Genomic DNA, 16139 nt, shown 5'->3' with positions numbered 1-16139 from the left:
TTTTCTCGTCTCGGTCCATACCGCAAAGAGTTGATTGACGAGGTTGCCTATGAGCGAGGCGAGTTGTTCGAGTATTGGGGCCATGAAGCGTCGCTTCTCCCCATCGCCACCTACCCCCTCTACCGTCATCGGATGGAGAAAGATCATCCGTGGAGGCTTATCAAGGAAGAACCCGGTTACGTCGACCGGGTGCTCGAAGAAGTGGCGGCCCGTGGTCCGGTGAAACTGTCGGATCTCGGCGAACCGGGAGAGCGGTCAGGACCATGGTGGGGATATTCGAAAGGCAAGATCGCCCTGGAGTGGCTCTTCGTGAAAGGTCTCGTGGCTTGCTCACACCGGGAGAATTTCACTCGCTACTACGACCTGGCGGAGCGAGTTATCCCCCCATCGGTGTTTGATCTCCCGGCCGTCGAACCCGCAGAGGCAGGTAGGGAAATGCTGCGGATGGCTATCCGACATTACGGGATCGGGACCGCCGCCGACCTGGCCGACTACTACCGAATCCGCATGCCGCAGGCTCGCCCACTGATAGAGGATCTGGTGAAGTCGGGGGAGTTCGTCGAAGTCGGGGTCAGGGGCTGGGACAAGCCTGCCTACCTTGATCCAGAGGTGGTAACTCCTCGGGCCATCGTGGGTTCGGCGCTCCTCACCCCGTTCGATCCGGTGGTGTGGGCCCGTGATCGGGCCGAACGTTTGTTTGACTTCCGTTACCGGATCGAGATCTACGTCCCGGAACCGAAAAGGGTATACGGCTATTACGTGATGCCGTTCCTAATGGACGGCGAATTGGTCGCAAGAGTTGACCTCAAGTCCGACCGTCAGTTAAGCCGATTACTAGTACGTGGAACATTTCTGGAAGACGACCAAGCATCTTCCCGGGTTGCACCGGCGCTCGCCGCCGAACTCGTCAGGATGGCCGAATGGCTGGATCTTGGCGGGATCGAAGTGGCGGACAATGGGAATCTTGCCCGGGAGCTTCGCGCCGCCGTTTGAGAGGTCCGTTCCGGCTGCCATCACACCGGTCGTAACCAGCCCGACCGTTCCGGTGGACCTACCGTGAAGCGCCTCGATACGCTGCTGGTACTGGCTCACGAACCGATTACAGCCAAACTCATCAAAGAGTTGGTCGGCGATGGCATGGCGCGCGAAGTGATCTCAATCGACAGTCCAGGTACCGCCATGGGCGTGATCAACAACAACGCCATCGACGCGGTCATCATGGATGCGTCCTTCCCTGGTTCCGTCGGTCGGACCGGGGTGGAGACTTTTCGTGAGGTACTAATCGATGCACCCATCATCACGCTGGTCCACCTTGATGCCGAAGAGGCCGGGGCGGTAACCATCGACCAGGGTGCCGATGACTTTCTCATCCTTGACCACGTCAACTCTTTGAACCTGGGACGGGCGATCACCTCGGCGTTGCGACGCCGAATGGTTGACCGCGAGTTGGCGAGGTCGAAGGCCTCCGTGAATCGTTTCTACGAAATCATCGAAGCCGCCGACGATCTGGTTTTGGTCATTGACAACTGGGAAAAAGTCGAGTCGGCCAACCCCGCCGCCCGGGCCTTTTTCGGTATCCCCGACGGTGATCATCCTCGGATTACCGACGTTCTCGGATCAGAAGGTAGTGGGATCTGGCATGAGGCCCTCCCGGAGCTGATGCTGGACGGACGGTTTGTCGGAGAGGCGGTTCTGACTCCTGCGGACGGGGAACCAGCCGACCATGCCATCACCCTTATCCATCACGAACGGTCTGGTCTGTCAGGTCAGGCGTACACCTCGTTTGTTGCCCATGACTTGAGTGCCTTGAGGGCGGCGGCCGAGAAGGCCCACATGGAGCAGCAGATACGTGCCAAGGATCAGTTTGTTGCGAGTGTTTCCCATGAGCTGAGAACTCCCTTGACGGCCGTTCTTGGTTTCACCGAGTTGCTTCACTCCGGTGCCTTGAACGGGCAAGAGGAAGAGATGGCAGGGATCATGCAGTTGATTGCCGAACAGGCGAAGGAAGTCTCCAGCATTGTGGAAGACCTCATGGTCGGCGCTCGAGCCGAGATTGGCAGCGTTTCGGTTGTACCGGTTCTTGTCAGCGTCGAATCCCAGGTCCAATCGGCCGCAGATGCCCTCGTGGGCGAATTCGAGTCGTTCCGGATCGACGTGGACTCGGTTGACATCTGGGCTGATCCGGTGAGAGTGCGACAAATTATCCGGAATCTCCTTACGAACGCCAGGCGATATGGTGGCCCGAATGTCCAGGTCACCTCGTCCGTTGCCGATGACGTCGTCACGATTCATGTTCGCGACGACGGCGAAGGCGTCCCGGAAGATCGGCAATTCCTTATTTTTGAGCCGTATCACACGTCCGGAGGGAGGGACTCTCGGAGTGCCGCAGTAGGACTCGGGTTGACGGTATCCCGCCAGTTGGCTCGACTCATGAACGGCGATCTAACGTACGACTGTGCCGACGGTTGGTCGGTCTTCTCGTTGACGCTTCCCCGCAAGGACCTAACCCTTGAGGGTGATTTCCGCTAGTTCAGTCCGGTAGTCGGCGAGTTTTCTTGTGAGGGCTTCGTTGCCGATGGCCAGGATGGCGACTGCCAGAAGCGCGGCGTTCGTCGCACCATCAATCGCCACCGTAGCAACGGGAATACCGGTCGGCATCTGGACGGTCGACAGGAGGGCATCCATGCCATCGAGCGATGCTGACAGGGGAACCCCGATTACCGGGAGTAGCGACTTGGCGGCCATGACACCCGCCAGATGAGCTGCCTTTCCTGCGCCGGCGATAATGACCGAGTACCCGTCTTTCGCCGCATTTTCAGCGAAAGACAATGCAACGTCGGGTGTCTTGTGGGCTGACATCACCGCCATCGTGTTGTCAATGCCGAACCCGGCAAGCGTTGCCGCCGCCTTCTCCATGACGGGGCGGTCCTTGCCCGACCCCATGACTATTGCAACCTTGCTCATGTTTACCTCGCTATGTCAGAACGATATTGCATTCCGGGCCACCGGAGTGTATCGACCGCCCGGTAACATCGGGCGCGAGCATCCTCGACGGACCGATCGATGGCAACCACACTGAGTACCCGGCCCCCGCTGATCACCACCTGTCCGGCATCGTCATAGCTCGTTCCCCCGTGAAAGATGATGACGTCTTCAGCTCGTTCAAGTCGTGAGAGTCGGGTGCCTTTGACCGGAGCCTCGGGGTAACCCTCAGCCGCCAGCACCACGTTTACGGCCGTATCGGGAGACCAGTCGACCCTGGACTTCCGAATGTCTCCAGCCAGGGCTGCTTCGATGAGGTCGAGTAGATCGGTTTCGAGACGGGGGAGCACTACTTGGGTTTCGGGGTCTCCCAGTCGGCAGTTGAACTCGAGCACCGACGGGCCTTCGCTCGTCAGAACGTAGCCGACGTACAGAAATCCGATGTACGGGTTTCCATCTTCGGCCATGGCAGAGAGCACCGGACGAACCACCCGATCGAGCGTAAAATCCATGATTCCTGGTGGAAGATCCTCGACCGGGCTGAATGCGCCCATTCCGCCCGTATTGGGTCCGCGGTCGTCATTGCGGAGGCGTTTGTAATCGCGAGCTGGCTCGAGCAGCACGGCGTCGGTCCCGTCACAAACCGCAAAGATACTGAGCTCGGGACCGGCGAGGAACGCCTCGATGAGGACCCGTTCGTCACCGAACCGGCCTGACAAGCAATCATCGATCCATGCTTCGCCTGCTGCGAGGTCTTCGGTGACGAGTACGCCCTTGCCGGCTGCCAACCCGTCAGCTTTGATTACATACGGTGCCGTCTGGGCTCGCAGGAACGTCTTGGCCTCGTCCGGTTGATCGAACGATCCCCATGGGGCAGTCGGAACGGAAGCGCGATCCATGACTTGCTTGGCAAACGTTTTGGAGGATTCCAGTCGAGCGGCGGCTCTGGTTGGTCCAAAGGCTGGTACTCCGAAGCTGCTGAGGGCGTCCACGATGCCGGCTGCCAGCGGGGCTTCGGGGCCGACGACGACCAGATCGATCTGCTGGGCTTTGGCGAAGGCCGCTACCGCCCCGACATCGGTTGGCTCGATCCCTTCGATGACCGATCCGAGTTGGGCCAGTCCCGGATTGCCAGGAAGTGACATGATCTCGGTGACCCGCGGGGACTGCACCAACTTCCAGCCGAGGGCATGCTCGCGGCCCCCACCCCCGATGAGTAGAACTCGCATACTCATCGACGAGTCAGGAGTTGCTCACGCTCTGGGCCGACTGAGATCCAATCACAGGGGGTCCGGAGTTGATCCTCGATGAACTCGATGTATTGCTGGGCCTCCTTGGGGAGGTCAACGTAGGCCCGGGTCTCGGTGATGTCAGTTCTCCAGCCGGGGAGCGTTTCGTAGATTGGTTGGCAGTTATAGAGAACCCGTTGTTGGCGGGGGAATTCGCTGTATTGCTCACCAAGCGATGTGTAGCCAACACACACTTTGATCTCGTCGAAAGCCGAGAGAATGTCGAGCTTGGTCAAGAAGATCGACGTGAGGGAGTTGATTCGAACTGCGTAGCGAAGCGCCACGACGTCAAGCCATCCGGCCCTCCGGCGCCGCCCGGTGACCACCCCATATTCGTGCCCGAGGTCGATCATGCGATCGCCGGTCTCGTCGAGGAGTTCGGTCGGAAATGGCCCGGTCCCGACCCGAGTCAGGTACGCCTTTGACACGCCGATTACTTCGTCAATGGCTTTGGGACCGATTCCCGTGCCGGTCAGGACGCCGCCAGCGGTCGGGTTGGAGGACGTCACGAACGGGTAGGTTCCATGATCGACATCGAGCAGGGTTCCCTGGCCTCCCTCAAACACGACGGTTTTGCCATCGTTGATCGCTTCCCAAACGAGAAGGGAGGTATCGGTGACGAACGGCATGAGCTGCTCGGCATAACCGAGGTATTCGGTGGCTATCTCGTCGGCGTCCATCGGGAGTTGGTTATAGACCCGGGTGAGGATCTTGTTCTTTTCAACCAAGGAAAGGGTCAGTTTGTCGCGGAAGATCTTCGGATCGAACAGGTCCTGGACCCGGATCCCCGACCGGGCGAACTTATCCGTGTAGGCCGGCCCAATGCCCTTCTTGGTGGTGCCGATCTGATTCCGGCCAAGGTATCGCTCCTGAATGGCATCCATCTTGCGGTGATACGGCATGATGAGATGAGCGTTTGACGAGATTCGGAGCTTTGACGTCGCGATGCCTCGTTCGTTGAGCATCGCCAACTCGTTGAGGAGCGCCTTTGGGTCAATCACGGTTCCTGAGGCGATGACCGGAGTGACGTGGGGATACAGGACTCCGCTCGGGGTCATCGACAGTGCGAATTTTTCCTCCCCGATGACGATTGTGTGGCCGGCATTGTTTCCACCCTGGAACCGCACCGCCATATCCGCGTTCTTCGAGAAATGATCGACGACCCGGCCTTTGCCTTCGTCGCCCCACTGTGCGCCGAGCACGATCGTGGCTGTCATCGTTGATCCTTTGGGTCGGTAAGATCTGATCGTAGTGGCTCGACGATCTACCCGATCCAGTCAAGTTGTCGATGTCCGTAGCATCGCGTAATCCCCTACCATTGCGGTTCATGCCTCGCATCAGAGCTGCCAGCATCGGAGAACACAAAGAGCTAACCCGCGCCCAGGTGCTTGAGGAAGCCGAACGGCTCTTTGGCGAATATGGGTACGAGCAAGTGTCGCTCGGCGATGTCGCCGGGGCGGTCGGAATCGGCCGGACGACACTGTATGACTACTTCCGCGACAAAGAGGACCTGCTGGCAACCCTCGTCGAGGAAATCTTGCCGGCCACGATCGAGCGCATGGTTCGCGAGCTTCCCGAACGACTCTCCTGGCGAGATCGACTGGCGGCCCTCTCGGTGGCCATGGTCGACTTCGTCGCAACCGATCCGACACTCGGTCTGATCTTGCATCGCGAAGTGGCGAAGTTGTCAACCGAAGCCCAGGATCGGGTTGGCCGGGCTCATCGTGGTCTGTCAACCGAGTTCGTAACGATCTACCAGGGCGGGGTCGAGGCCGGCGAACTCAAGGCCCTTCCATACGATCTGGTCGGACGCTTTCTTCAGGATCTCATCATGTCGGCTGCCAAAGCCCTTATCGACTCGCCTGATCCGGGAGTGAGGCGCCAAGAGGTCACCGACGCGATGGTATCGGTGCTCCTGTCAGGAATGGGCACGTGAGAACGGTTCTGGCCGGTGCTCGGATCTTCGACGTCGAAGCTCGGGCTTTCTCGTCGAGTGATGTGGCTGTCGAAGGTGACCGGATCATCGAGGTGGGTCCCGGCCTCGATGGAGACGTCTCGGTCGACCTGACCGGGCGCACCATCCTTCCCGGACTGATCGACACCCACGTTCATGTCATGATTTCGTCTCTGGACCTGTTCGGGTCCATGCAAGAGCCGTACTCCCTGCGCTTCTATCAGGCTATTGCCAACCTCCGCGCCACGCTTGAGGCGGGCATCACGTCGATTCGAGACGCCGGAGGTGCCGACCTCGGAGTCAAGACCGCCGTCGAACGTGGTCTGATATCGGGCCCTCACATGCAGATCGCCATCGGGATGCTTTCCCAAACGGGTGGCCACGGCGACGGGTGGCTGCCGTCCGGGATGAATCTACGGGTTCTTGAGGGTGACCACCCGGGCGCACCGAAGACCATCGTGGATGGTCCCGAAGAGGTACGCAAGAAAGTTAGGGAACTTGTACGGGCTGGAGCGGATGTCATCAAAGTAGCCACCTCTGGTGGCGTGCTTTCGCCCCGGGACGACCCCCGGCACGCTCACTTCGATCTCGTCGAACTGCGGGCCCTGGTTGCTGAGGCCTCAGCCGCCGGACTCTTCGTGATGGCTCACGCTCAGGCCACCGACGGAATAAAGAATGCCGTGCGCGCCGGGATTCGATCCATCGAGCACGGCATTTTCTTGGACGACGAGGCAATCGAATTGATGATCGCCAACGGCACTTACCTGGTCCCGACTCTGGTGGCACCCACCGGTGTTTCGAAGGCCGCCGCGGCCGGGGCGCGCATCCCGGAAGCGTCAATTCAGAAGGCGAACGAGGTGATCGACATCCATCGCCAGTCGTTTGCCAGAGCCGTCCAAGCCGGTGTCAAGATCGCCATGGGCACGGACACTGGAGTTACTCCTCACGGTGACAATCTTGAAGAATTGAGCCTGATGGCGAGCGGAGGCATGGATCGGCAAGATGTGCTGGTCGCTGCCACTCAGTCGGCGGCCGACCTACTCGGCCTCGGTAACGAGGTTGGTTCCATCACCCCCGGAAAACGAGCCGACCTGACCATGATTTCCGGCGACCCACTCGAATTCGACGATTGGGTCATCGACTCTGTCTGGAAATCTGGCATGCAAGTGGTCGGGTAGGCCGCCTAGAACCCGAAGGTCGGATCGTCGATGGATCGGCTAACCGCCAACTCATGCAGGACCGAATGTGCCTCCGACGTCTGGCCGGTCAGTTTCTCGTATGTGCCGTCTGCCTTGAGGATCCACGTCAACGTATCGTCGGCTTGGAGCACGTCGAGGATTTGCTGCAGCCTTGTTTGAAGTTCCGGAGCTTCGACCGGGGTGAGGGCCTCGACCCTTCGATCAAGATTGCGGGGCATCATATCGGCAGATCCGATCCAGAACTGGTACCCCCGGGCGGCACTCCCGAAACGAAGAATGCGCGAGTGCTCAAGGTAGCGGCCCACGATCGAGCGGACGGTGATGGTCTCCGACAGACCAGGAATCCCCGGCCGGAGGCAGCAAATCCCCCTCACCAACAGATCGATCCTGGCTCCGGCCTGCGAAGCCGCATACAGCTCTTCGATGATTCCGGCATCGACGAGGCTATTCAACTTCATCACGACGTGCCCATCGGGCGCCGCGCCCTCGTGCCGAATGAGATCGGTGACGGTTTGTCGGCCCGAATACGGCGAGACAGCCAGCTTGCGATAGTTGATTAGCCGGCTGTGGCCCGTCAAGAAATTGAAGAGGTCTCCGAGGTCGGCGGTGATGTCCGGGTCGGCGGTGAACAAGCCGATGTCTTCGTAGGTTCGAGCGGTCGAACCGTTGTAGTTGCCGGTTCCGATGTGGGCGTACCTGCGAATGGCGTCCGGGTCTTGCCGAACCACCAATGACACCTTGGCATGGGTCTTGAGTCCGACCAGGCCATACACGACATGGACGCCGGCCGTCTCGAGTTTCCTGGCCCATTCGATGTTGCGTTCCTCGTCGAAGCGGGCTTTCAGTTCGACGAGCGCGACGACCTGTTTGCCGCGCTCGGCAGCCACAATCAGATCCCTGGCGATGGCCGAGTCGTCGGCGGTCCGGTACAGCGTCTGTTTGATGGCGAGCACGTCCGGGTCACGGGCCGCCTGGCTGAGGAACTCTTCGACCGAACTGGTGAAGGAGTCGTACGGGTGTTGCACCAGCAGATCGCGTTCTCGGAGGACATCGAAGATATTTGGCGGTGAGCCATCCACCTTGGCAAGGGCCGGTTGTGTGAGACCTTTCCAGTATTCCCATTTCAGGTTGGGACGGTCCTGGGAATACAGACTCATCAGACCGGTGAGGTCGAGCGGGCTTCGCAGAACGTAGATGTCGCGGGAATCCATCTGGAGTTGTCGCATGAGCACGGCCAGACTGTTGGGTGAGATATTCGTCTCGACCTCCAGCCGGACTGCCCTGCCGAAGCGCCGCCGGGTGAGCTCGATGGAGATTGCTTCGAGCAGGTCGTCGGCTTCGGATTCCTCAAGGACCAGGTCGGCGTTGCGGGTGACCCGAAACATGTAGTGGTCAATTACTTCCATCCCGCTGAACAGATCGCCGAGATGCGAGGCGATGACCTGTTCGATCGGCACGAAGCGGAGCCCGTCGGGCAAACCGACGAAGCGATCCAGTCGGGGTGGGACTTTCACCCTGGCAAAGCGCATCGTTCCGTCTTGTGGATCCCGGATATTCACGGCGAGACTCAGTGACAGGTTCGAAATGTATGGAAAAGGATGGGCCGGGTCGACCGCCAGCGGGGTAAGAACCGGAAACACCTTGGAGCGGAACTCCTCATCGAGCCAGACCAGGTCGTCGCCGGTCAGCGTGTCGACATTGACGATGGCAACGCCTTCGGTTGCCAATTTCGGAATGAGCTCATCCTGGACCACACCGGTCAGGCGATCCATCAATTCGGTCGCCCTGGCGCGCACCGCTTCAAGTTGTTCGGTTGGTGACATCCCGTCCGGTGGTGGGCTGGTAACTCCGGCAGCTACCTGTTCCATGAGGCCCGCCACTCGAACCTGGAAAAACTCGTCGAGGTTGGTCGAAAAGATGGCAGCGAATTTGGCGCGCTCCAACAATGGTGTCGTCGGGTCCTCGACGATGGCGAGAACTCGTTCGTTGAAGTCGAGCCACGACAGCTCTCGGTTGGTGAAACGGTCCATGACACCGAACAGTACCGATCCGGACTCATTTTGGGAACTAACGGCGTAGGGTTGACTTATGGTGTTCCGGGTTGCGGTCACTACCACATTGGATAGAACAGCAGGCATGTCCTCCGAGCTGGTTGCGGTCGGCCTCACTCCGATCGAGTTGCCGTGTATCGAAGTTGTCCGGGGTAGGGATGAGGACATCGTGCGAGCCAGGGCCGCTTGCGAGGAAGCCGACCTGATCGTTCTCGCTTCGTCCCGGCCCTTGGACGCTCTCTGGCCGGACGGTTCGTTCCCAGAGGTCGACGCAGCCGTCATTGGACCGGCCACGGCCACATCGGTCGTCGAGCGGGGAGGGTCGGTCAGGATCATCGGTAACGGCAGCCTGCTGAGTCTGGTGTGCTCGCTCGACGTCGAACACTGCCGAGTGGCTATCCCGCACGCGCCGAGCACCGACCCACAAGCGCTCGCTGAGTTGGCGGATCGGTGCCGCGACCTTGTGGCGGTCCCTGTGTACTCGACCGCTCCGATCGGACCAGCCGACGACGAAGAGGTTGATGGTGTCGTGTTTGTCTCGTCATCAGCCGTACACGGCTGGGCGCTTACCCGTAGTTTCGATCGGCTGCGGATTGCCTGCTTGGGCTCTTCCACATCGGCGACGCTGCAACTGTACGGTCGCGATTCCGACGTGGCTGACCGCCACCGGTCGTATCGAGATTTGGCCGTTGGCCTTGCCTCATTGGTGGCAACCTAACCCGCCACGAGTGCTGCGATATTCGTCCCTGGGAAGGTTTTTGTTGATCTTCGGGCGCTTCTTCGTCTACCGTGGTGGCGCTTGCGGGGCGGCCTGCCCAGTTCGGGTCGCCCTTTTCGGACATCGACAAACTGGAACTAAGGAGAGAAATGAATAGGATCCAACGCATTCTTGCGGTGTTGGTGGTACTGGGTGTTTTCGCAGCGGCGTGCACCGCTGATGATACGGCACCGACCACCCCTGATGACACCACGCAAACTGACCCAGGCACTACAGATACCACAGTCGCTAGCAGGTCGACCGATCAAACGACTCCCGTCGCCGGCCAGTCCGGTGGGGCAACTCTTGATGAAGTCCGTGCTCGCGGCGTCCTTAAATGCGGCGTTAGCGGCAGCGCCGTTGCCTTCTCTGAAACGCAGTCCGATGGTTCGATGACCGGCTTCGATGCTGACATGTGTCGCGCCGTTGCTGCTGCCGTGCTTGGCGATGCCACCAAGGTTGAGTTCTCCGCACTGACGGCCGCCGAGCGTTTCACAGCCCTGTCGGCTGGTGAGGTTGACCTGCTCATCCGGAACACCACCTGGACCCAGTCTCGCGATACGACCCTCGGTCTTGACTTCGGTCCGACCACTTACTTCGATGGCCAGGGCGTCATGGGTAAGGCTTCGGACGGCTTCACGGCCGACTCGACGCTTGCCGATGTCGATGGCGCGGTTCTCTGCACCAACGCTGGTACGACCACAGAGAAGAACATTTCCGAGGGCGCCGCACTTGCCGGTGCGACCATCGTGCTGAGCACGGTCGCCGAGTTCCCTGAGGCGATGGAAGGCTTTAAGGCCGGGTCGTGTGACCTCGTCACCACCGATGCTTCTGGCCTCGTTGGCAACATGGTCACGGCCCTGCGTGACGGAGAGATTCAAGAAGGCGACTGGGTCGTGTTCCCACGTGCCCCGATCTCAAAAGAACCACTCGGTCCGGTGTACCGTCAGAACGACAGCCAGTGGGCTGACATCATCAACTGGACGGTGTATGCCACGTTCATCGCCGATGAACTTGACGTCACTTCCGCCAACGTCGATTCCGTCCTCGGAGCGTCCGATCTCAATCCGGAACTCGGTCGTTTGCTGGGTACAGCCGACGACGAGCTTCAGACCTCCATGGGTCTGTCGGCTGACGCCTTCTACCAGGTCATCAGCCAGGTTGGCAATTATGACGAGATCTTCAGTCGCAACCTGAACCCGGTCGGAATCTTCCGTGAAGGTTCCTACAACGCCCAGTGGTATGACGGCGGCATGATTTATGCCCCACCCGCCAGGTAGGCACCGTTAGCAAGAGAAAATCACGAGGGGGGCGTCATCGGCGCCCCCCTCGTTGGTATGGTGATCAGCCATAACTAGTTATGAAGGAGGGTGAGAGGATGACGACCGCTATTCAGCGTCCGACACGCCCTCCCTTCTACCGTGATGTAACCGTTCTCAAATGGGTCTTTCAGATTGCCTTCCTCATCGGCATTGTGACCTCCTTCTGGATCCTGGGCAGTTTCTCGATTGCAAACCTCGCCAAGCAGAACCTGGCGGTGTCCTGGGACTTCATGTCGCGTCCGGTTGGCTTCCAGGTCGCCGAGGGGTTCACGACCCACCCCAATAGCGGATTTCAAGCGCTGTTGGTCGGTATCACCAACATGCTGCGGGTCACCATTTCCGGGATTGTGGCCGCCACGATCCTGGGAACCATCATCGGAGTCAGTCGCCTTTCCCATAACTGGCTCGTCAGCAAACTGGCCACCGTTTACATCGAGGTCATCCGCAATATTCCTTTGTTGGTTCAGATCGTGTTCTGGGGGATCGTCGTTTCGATCATTCCGAACCTGGTGGTCGACGAGGGCAACGATGGTTCGTTGCAGTCGCTGTTTGGGCTACGCATCCTTCCCGAAGGCTGGATCTTCGCCTCTCCGAAGGGGTTCGCCATGCCCTGGTTCGTGCCCACGGATGGTCGCTGGCAGTGGGTCGGATTCATGATCGTGGGTGCCGTCGCGGCCCGGTATGTGTATGGCTGGCGTATTCGGCTACAGGAGGCCGGTACGGCCGAAGCTCGCGGGTTCCTCTGGGCGGGCGGCGTGCTACTGGCGTTCGGCGTGGTTGGAATATTCGCTCACCCGCTGATGGGAATTTTTGGACCCGTCTTCGGGTTCCTGGCGGCCTTCTTCATGAACACGCCAATCATCATCTTTCAGATCGCGCTGGCCGGCCTGGTGGCGTTTGGGGGTTACTCGATAATCAAGAAGCGACTTGACGAACTGCGGACTCCGGCCGGACTTGGAAAGCTGACCGATGATGATTGGTTCAGGCTTTCCATGGCAGCGGTCGTCGCCGCCGGTTTGGCACTGTTCTTCCTCCTTAGGGCCGGTCCGGTCGTGGCGCTCGTTGGGCAGGGGTCCGTTTTCGGGCAGGAGGTTGGTTTGAGTCAACTGTTCACGGGCCTTCAGAATCGGTTTTCGATCGGAACCGGGGCGCCGTTCGATTTTTCGCTGCCGGCGCTCGATGGCCGTTTCAACAACTTCTCGGCCGACGCCGGGCATATCATCACCCGGGCATACTTCGCTTTGTGGATCGGCGTTGTGCTGTACACGGCCGCCTTCATCGGCGAAGCGGTGCGAGCTGGTGTGCTCGCCGTGCCGCGCGGCCAGAGCGAAGCTGGATTCGCCGTTGGTCTCAAGCGAAGCCAATTGCTCAGAATGATCGTTCTCCCGCAGGCCTTCCGCATCATTCTGCCGCCGGTCGGCAACCAGTACCTGAATCTCGCCAAGAACACCTCGTTGGGCATTGCCGTCGCCTATCCGGACATCGTGCAGGTTGGCCAGACGATCTTCAACCAGACCGGCCAAACGATTCCGATCGTCATTTCCTGGATGGCCTGGTATTCGTTCGTGAGCCTCACGCTCTCGGCGATCGTCAACCGGTGGAATAAGAAGCTGAAGTTGGTGGAGCGCTGATGGCTGAAGGCGTCGTTCTTGTGGAGAACGTCGAGCTGGCTCCGGAACCCCCGCCGTCGGGCCCGGCGACCTGGATTCGCGAGAACCTGGCGTATTCGGTGGCTAGCACGGTCACGTCGATTGTGGTTGGTCTGGTCGTGATATTCGGACTCCGCTCGCTCATTGCCTGGTTCCTCAACCCCTTCAGGAAGTGGTCCTCGGTGACCGCCAACGCCCGGTTGCTGATGGTGCAGGCCTACCCGGAAGCGCAGTTTTCCCGGGTATGGATCTCGGTGGGAATCGTCGTTGTGCTGGCCGGTCTGTCGGCAGCAGCCTGGCGGGTATCAGGGAAGGTTTCCGTCGGGCAGATAACCAAGGCTTTGCTGGTAGCCGGTTCGACCGCCGTTCTGGTCGCGCTGTTAGCCCCCGGCGAGCTCACCGGGGGCCGCGGATTACTCGCTTTAGCCGGTGTGATCGTTGCCGGTTCTGGATATCTGTGGAAACGCGCCAGGAGAGCGTCGATTAACGAGCCGGCCATCTCAACAGTTGCGCTGGCCGGTCTCGGGTTGATCCTCATTGCGGCGGTCCTTTGGACGATCAAGCTGCCGGTACAGGAAGTGTTTGCCGATGGGACCAAGGAAGTCACGAGTCAGGTGCTCGCCAGGACAACCAAGCTCCCGTGGACCATCTTGCTTGGTGTGCTGGCGGTTTCGTACGCGATCGGTGTGGCAGTTCGCGAAGTCATTGCGGGTTTGAGAAGAATCCTGGTGGGCCTGTGGGCGCTTTCGTTCCCCGCCATTTTGATGGTGGTGATGCGGGCGCCCGATATCGAGTGGGGCACGGTGTTGACCGTCGACGTGCCAATCTTTCTGGTAGTCGGAGTGGTGGTTGGCGTAATCCTGTATGTCGTTGGAGGCCCCGAAACTGGCGAGTGGAAATACATTGTTTCTGCATTCTGGTTGGCGCTGGCAATCATTTGGGTGCTTTTTTCCTGGTATGTCTTTGATACCGACTCCTCGTCGCCGTTCCATTTGACGTCGTCTGCCGCCGATGTGCTCCAACGACTTGAGTTCAAGTTTCCGGTGATCCTGGGTGCTTTGTTTGCGCTGGCCGCCCCCTCATTTGGGGGAGCCAGGGCGGCTCGCTTGCGATACATTGGCTTGTGGATGGCGGCTCTGGCATTGCTCATCGCGTCGTTCCGGCTGGGCGCCGCCTCGTCGCTTCTGCAATTAAGCGGAACAGCCTTTGTCGGCGGGCTCTCGCTGACGTTCACCCTGGCCATCGCCGGTATTGTCCTGTCGTTCCCACTGGGTGTGCTGTTGGCGCTCGGTCGTGCTTCGACCATGCCGATTGTCCGCTTGATCTCGACGACCTACATTGAACTGGTGCGGTCGGTGCCGTTGATCACCTGGCTGTATATCGGTTCGAATCTTCTCAATCTGTTCCTGGCCGGGGTTGTGGACATCTTCAGCGTGGTCAGGGCGATCATCGCCATCACGCTGTTTTCGGCCGCGTATCTAGCCGAGAACGTTCGTGGTGGCCTTCAGTCGATTCCCAAGGGTCAATACGAGGCGGCCGATGCGGTGGGAATGAGTGTCGTCCAGAAGACCGTTCTCATCACGTTGCCACAGGCACTGAAAGCGGTGATTCCGGCGCTGGTTGGACAGGTGATCTCGCTTTTCAAGGATACGTCGCTAGTTTCGATCATTGGTCTGTTCGATCTTCTCTACATTGCTCGGACCGTCATTCCCGGTCAGTCGGCCAACCTTGGTTCGATTCTGGAACTCACCGTGGTCGCGGCGGCCATCTACTGGGTGTTCACATTTACGTTCTCTCGTTCGTCGATGCGCCTTGAGCGGCGTCTCGGCCTAGGTACCCGTTAAGGAGTCAATGACATGAGTGACCAAGCGATCATCGATTGCCGGGGCGTCAAGAAATGGTTTGGAGACTTCCAGGCTTTGCGCGGTGTCGACCTGGAAGTATCCAAAGGTGAAGTGGTGGTCATCATCGGCCCTTCCGGTTCGGGCAAGTCGACCTTCATTCGGTGCATCAACCGACTCGAAGTTCATCAGGAAGGTCGGATCTTCGTCGATGGCATCGAACTGACAAACGACGTTCGCAATATCGAGGCGATTCGCAAAGACGTCGGCATGGTGTTCCAGTCGTTCAACCTTTTTCCGCACCTCACCATCATGCAGAACATCACGCTGGCTCCGATCTGGGTGAAAAAGCAGTCGAAGTCCGAGGCTGAGGCGTACGGGCGCGAACTGCTTGAGCGGGTCGGAATTCCGGAGCAAGCCGACAAGTATCCCGGTCAGCTGTCAGGTGGTCAGCAGCAGCGGGTGGCGATTGCCAGGGCACTGGCGATGAAGCCACAGATCATGTTGTTCGATGAGCCAACCTCGGCTCTCGACCCTGAGATGGTCAAAGAAGTTTTGGATGCCATGAAAGAACTTGCCAAAGAGGGCATGACCATGATTGTGGTAACCCATGAGATGGGTTTCGCCCGTGAGGTGGCCGATCGCGTGCTGTTCTTCGATTATGGCCAATTGGTCGAGGCGGGAACTCCCGAGCATTTCTTCACGAACCCCCAGCACGACCGCACCAAGCTCTTCCTCAGTCAGATTCTTTAATCGCGGCAACCTCCGATCGGCGTCGGGTGAATTAGGGAATCCGTGGCCGGTGGCCGTTGGTCGGATAGGGTTCAGCCCGCATGACGACCCAATCGCTTGTCGACCAGCGCCGATCCTGGGCTGCCCTTCTCGGCGCCTACGTCACCATCAGCTTCATCAGCGCCGGATTGGTGTTCCTTGTTCAGCCCATGGCTACCCGGCTGCTCCTACCTCGATTCGGCGGGTCTGCAGCCGTCTGGAACACAGCCATGGTCGTTTTCCAATCGCTGCTTCTCGGCGGGTATCTGTTTGCCCACGCCATGGTTCGTCTGGCTCCCGGCATGCGAAGACTCATCCAGCTGA

The 16139-nt window shown here is 59.5% G+C and carries 14 protein-coding genes; 10 read left to right on the top strand and 4 right to left on the bottom strand.

Going from position 1 to position 16139, the window contains the following annotated elements; all coding sequences use genetic code 11:
- Both JJE47_08145 and JJE47_08140 read left to right on the top strand, forming a co-directional pair.
- Positions 1-993 (top strand): YcaQ family DNA glycosylase (locus tag JJE47_08145; protein ID MBK5267393.1); only part of this gene is annotated, 993 nt, incomplete at its 5' end.
- 63 nt (positions 994-1056) lie between these two features.
- Complete coding sequence (locus tag JJE47_08140) at positions 1057-2529, top strand: hypothetical protein (GenBank protein ID MBK5267392.1); 1473 nt, start codon at positions 1057-1059, stop codon at positions 2527-2529.
- Here the strand turns inward: JJE47_08140 and purE are convergent.
- The 3 genes from purE to JJE47_08125 are packed head-to-tail and all read right to left on the bottom strand — an operon-like array spanning position 2503 to position 5488.
- Positions 2503-2964 carry a 5-(carboxyamino)imidazole ribonucleotide mutase gene (gene purE, locus JJE47_08135; protein MBK5267391.1) on the bottom strand — a complete coding sequence of 154 codons (462 nt, stop codon included), beginning with the start codon at positions 2962-2964 and terminating at the stop codon, positions 2503-2505. The two genes, JJE47_08140 and purE, sit on opposite strands and share 27 nt — an antisense overlap.
- A gap of 2 nt (positions 2965-2966) precedes the next feature.
- Positions 2967-4211 (bottom strand): phosphoribosylamine--glycine ligase, encoded by a 1245-nt coding sequence (gene purD / locus JJE47_08130; protein ID MBK5267390.1) that lies wholly within the window; start codon positions 4209-4211, stop codon positions 2967-2969.
- Between the two features lie 2 nt (positions 4212-4213).
- The gene (locus tag JJE47_08125) at positions 4214-5488 is read right to left on the bottom strand and encodes an adenylosuccinate synthase (GenBank protein MBK5267389.1); all 1275 of its coding nucleotides are present in this window, start codon (positions 5486-5488) and stop codon (positions 4214-4216) included.
- A 110-nt stretch (positions 5489-5598) separates the two neighbouring features.
- Here JJE47_08125 and JJE47_08120 point away from each other — a divergent pair, with 110 nt between their 5' ends.
- Both JJE47_08120 and JJE47_08115 read left to right on the top strand, forming a co-directional pair.
- The gene (locus tag JJE47_08120) at positions 5599-6207 is read left to right on the top strand and encodes a TetR/AcrR family transcriptional regulator (GenBank protein ID MBK5267388.1); all 609 of its coding nucleotides are present in this window, start codon (positions 5599-5601) and stop codon (positions 6205-6207) included.
- Entirely contained in the window at positions 6204-7403 is a 1200-nt protein-coding gene (locus tag JJE47_08115) for an amidohydrolase family protein (GenBank protein MBK5267387.1), read from the top strand. The genes JJE47_08120 and JJE47_08115 overlap by 4 nt, the downstream gene beginning before the upstream one ends.
- A 5-nt stretch (positions 7404-7408) precedes the next feature.
- Here the strand turns inward: JJE47_08115 and ppk1 are convergent, their stop codons facing one another.
- On the bottom strand, positions 7409-9562 hold the full coding sequence (gene ppk1, locus JJE47_08110) for a polyphosphate kinase 1 (protein MBK5267386.1): 2154 nt from the start codon (positions 9560-9562) through the stop codon (positions 7409-7411).
- Here ppk1 and JJE47_08105 point away from each other — a divergent pair.
- The 6 genes from JJE47_08105 to JJE47_08080 all read left to right on the top strand — a co-directional run.
- Positions 9561-10193 (top strand): uroporphyrinogen-III synthase, encoded by a 633-nt coding sequence (locus tag JJE47_08105; protein MBK5267385.1) that lies wholly within the window; start codon positions 9561-9563, stop codon positions 10191-10193. The genes ppk1 and JJE47_08105 overlap by 2 nt on opposite strands.
- A 149-nt stretch (positions 10194-10342) precedes the next feature.
- Positions 10343-11512 (top strand): amino acid ABC transporter substrate-binding protein, encoded by a 1170-nt coding sequence (locus JJE47_08100; protein ID MBK5267384.1) that lies wholly within the window; start codon positions 10343-10345, stop codon positions 11510-11512.
- Between the two features lie 98 nt (positions 11513-11610).
- Positions 11611-13185: an ABC transporter permease subunit gene (locus JJE47_08095; protein MBK5267383.1), complete on the top strand. Its 1575-nt coding sequence runs from the start codon at positions 11611-11613 to the stop codon at positions 13183-13185.
- Positions 13186-13967: 782 nt separating this feature from the next.
- Positions 13968-15047 carry an amino acid ABC transporter permease gene (locus tag JJE47_08090; protein ID MBK5267382.1) on the top strand — a complete coding sequence of 360 codons (1080 nt, stop codon included), beginning with the start codon at positions 13968-13970 and terminating at the stop codon, positions 15045-15047.
- A gap of 27 nt (positions 15048-15074) precedes the next feature.
- Complete coding sequence (locus JJE47_08085; GenBank protein MBK5267381.1) at positions 15075-15797, top strand: amino acid ABC transporter ATP-binding protein; 723 nt, start codon at positions 15075-15077, stop codon at positions 15795-15797.
- 80 nt (positions 15798-15877) lie between these two features.
- Positions 15878-16139, top strand: a 262-nt coding sequence (locus tag JJE47_08080) for a spermidine synthase (protein ID MBK5267380.1), incomplete at its 3' end; no start/stop codon positions are given.

Source organism: Acidimicrobiia bacterium, assembly GCA_016650365.1.
Taxonomy (GTDB): domain Bacteria; phylum Actinomycetota; class Acidimicrobiia; order Spongiisociales; family JAENVV01; genus JAENVV01.
This window is presented reverse-complemented; position numbering and strand designations above follow the sequence as displayed.

Bases quoted from the DNA above. Each gene is read 5' to 3' on its own strand.
- purE (MBK5267391.1), bottom strand. From the start codon at position 2,964: ATGAGCAAGGTTGCAATAGTCATGGGGTCGGGCAAGGACCGCCCCGTC.
- purD (MBK5267390.1), bottom strand. From the start codon at position 4,211: ATGCGAGTTCTACTCATCGGGGGTGGGGGCCGCGAGCATGCCCTCGGC.
- JJE47_08125 (MBK5267389.1), bottom strand. From the start codon at position 5,488: ATGACAGCCACGATCGTGCTCGGCGCACAGTGGGGCGACGAAGGCAAA.
- JJE47_08120 (MBK5267388.1), top strand. From the start codon at position 5,599: ATGCCTCGCATCAGAGCTGCCAGCATCGGAGAACACAAAGAGCTAACC.
- JJE47_08105 (MBK5267385.1), top strand. From the start codon at position 9,561: ATGTCCTCCGAGCTGGTTGCGGTCGGCCTCACTCCGATCGAGTTGCCG.
- ppk1 (MBK5267386.1), bottom strand. From the start codon at position 9,562: ATGCCTGCTGTTCTATCCAATGTGGTAGTGACCGCAACCCGGAACACC.
- JJE47_08100 (MBK5267384.1), top strand. From the start codon at position 10,343: ATGAATAGGATCCAACGCATTCTTGCGGTGTTGGTGGTACTGGGTGTT.
- JJE47_08095 (MBK5267383.1), top strand. From the start codon at position 11,611: ATGACGACCGCTATTCAGCGTCCGACACGCCCTCCCTTCTACCGTGAT.
- JJE47_08090 (MBK5267382.1), top strand. From the start codon at position 13,968: ATGGTGGTGATGCGGGCGCCCGATATCGAGTGGGGCACGGTGTTGACC.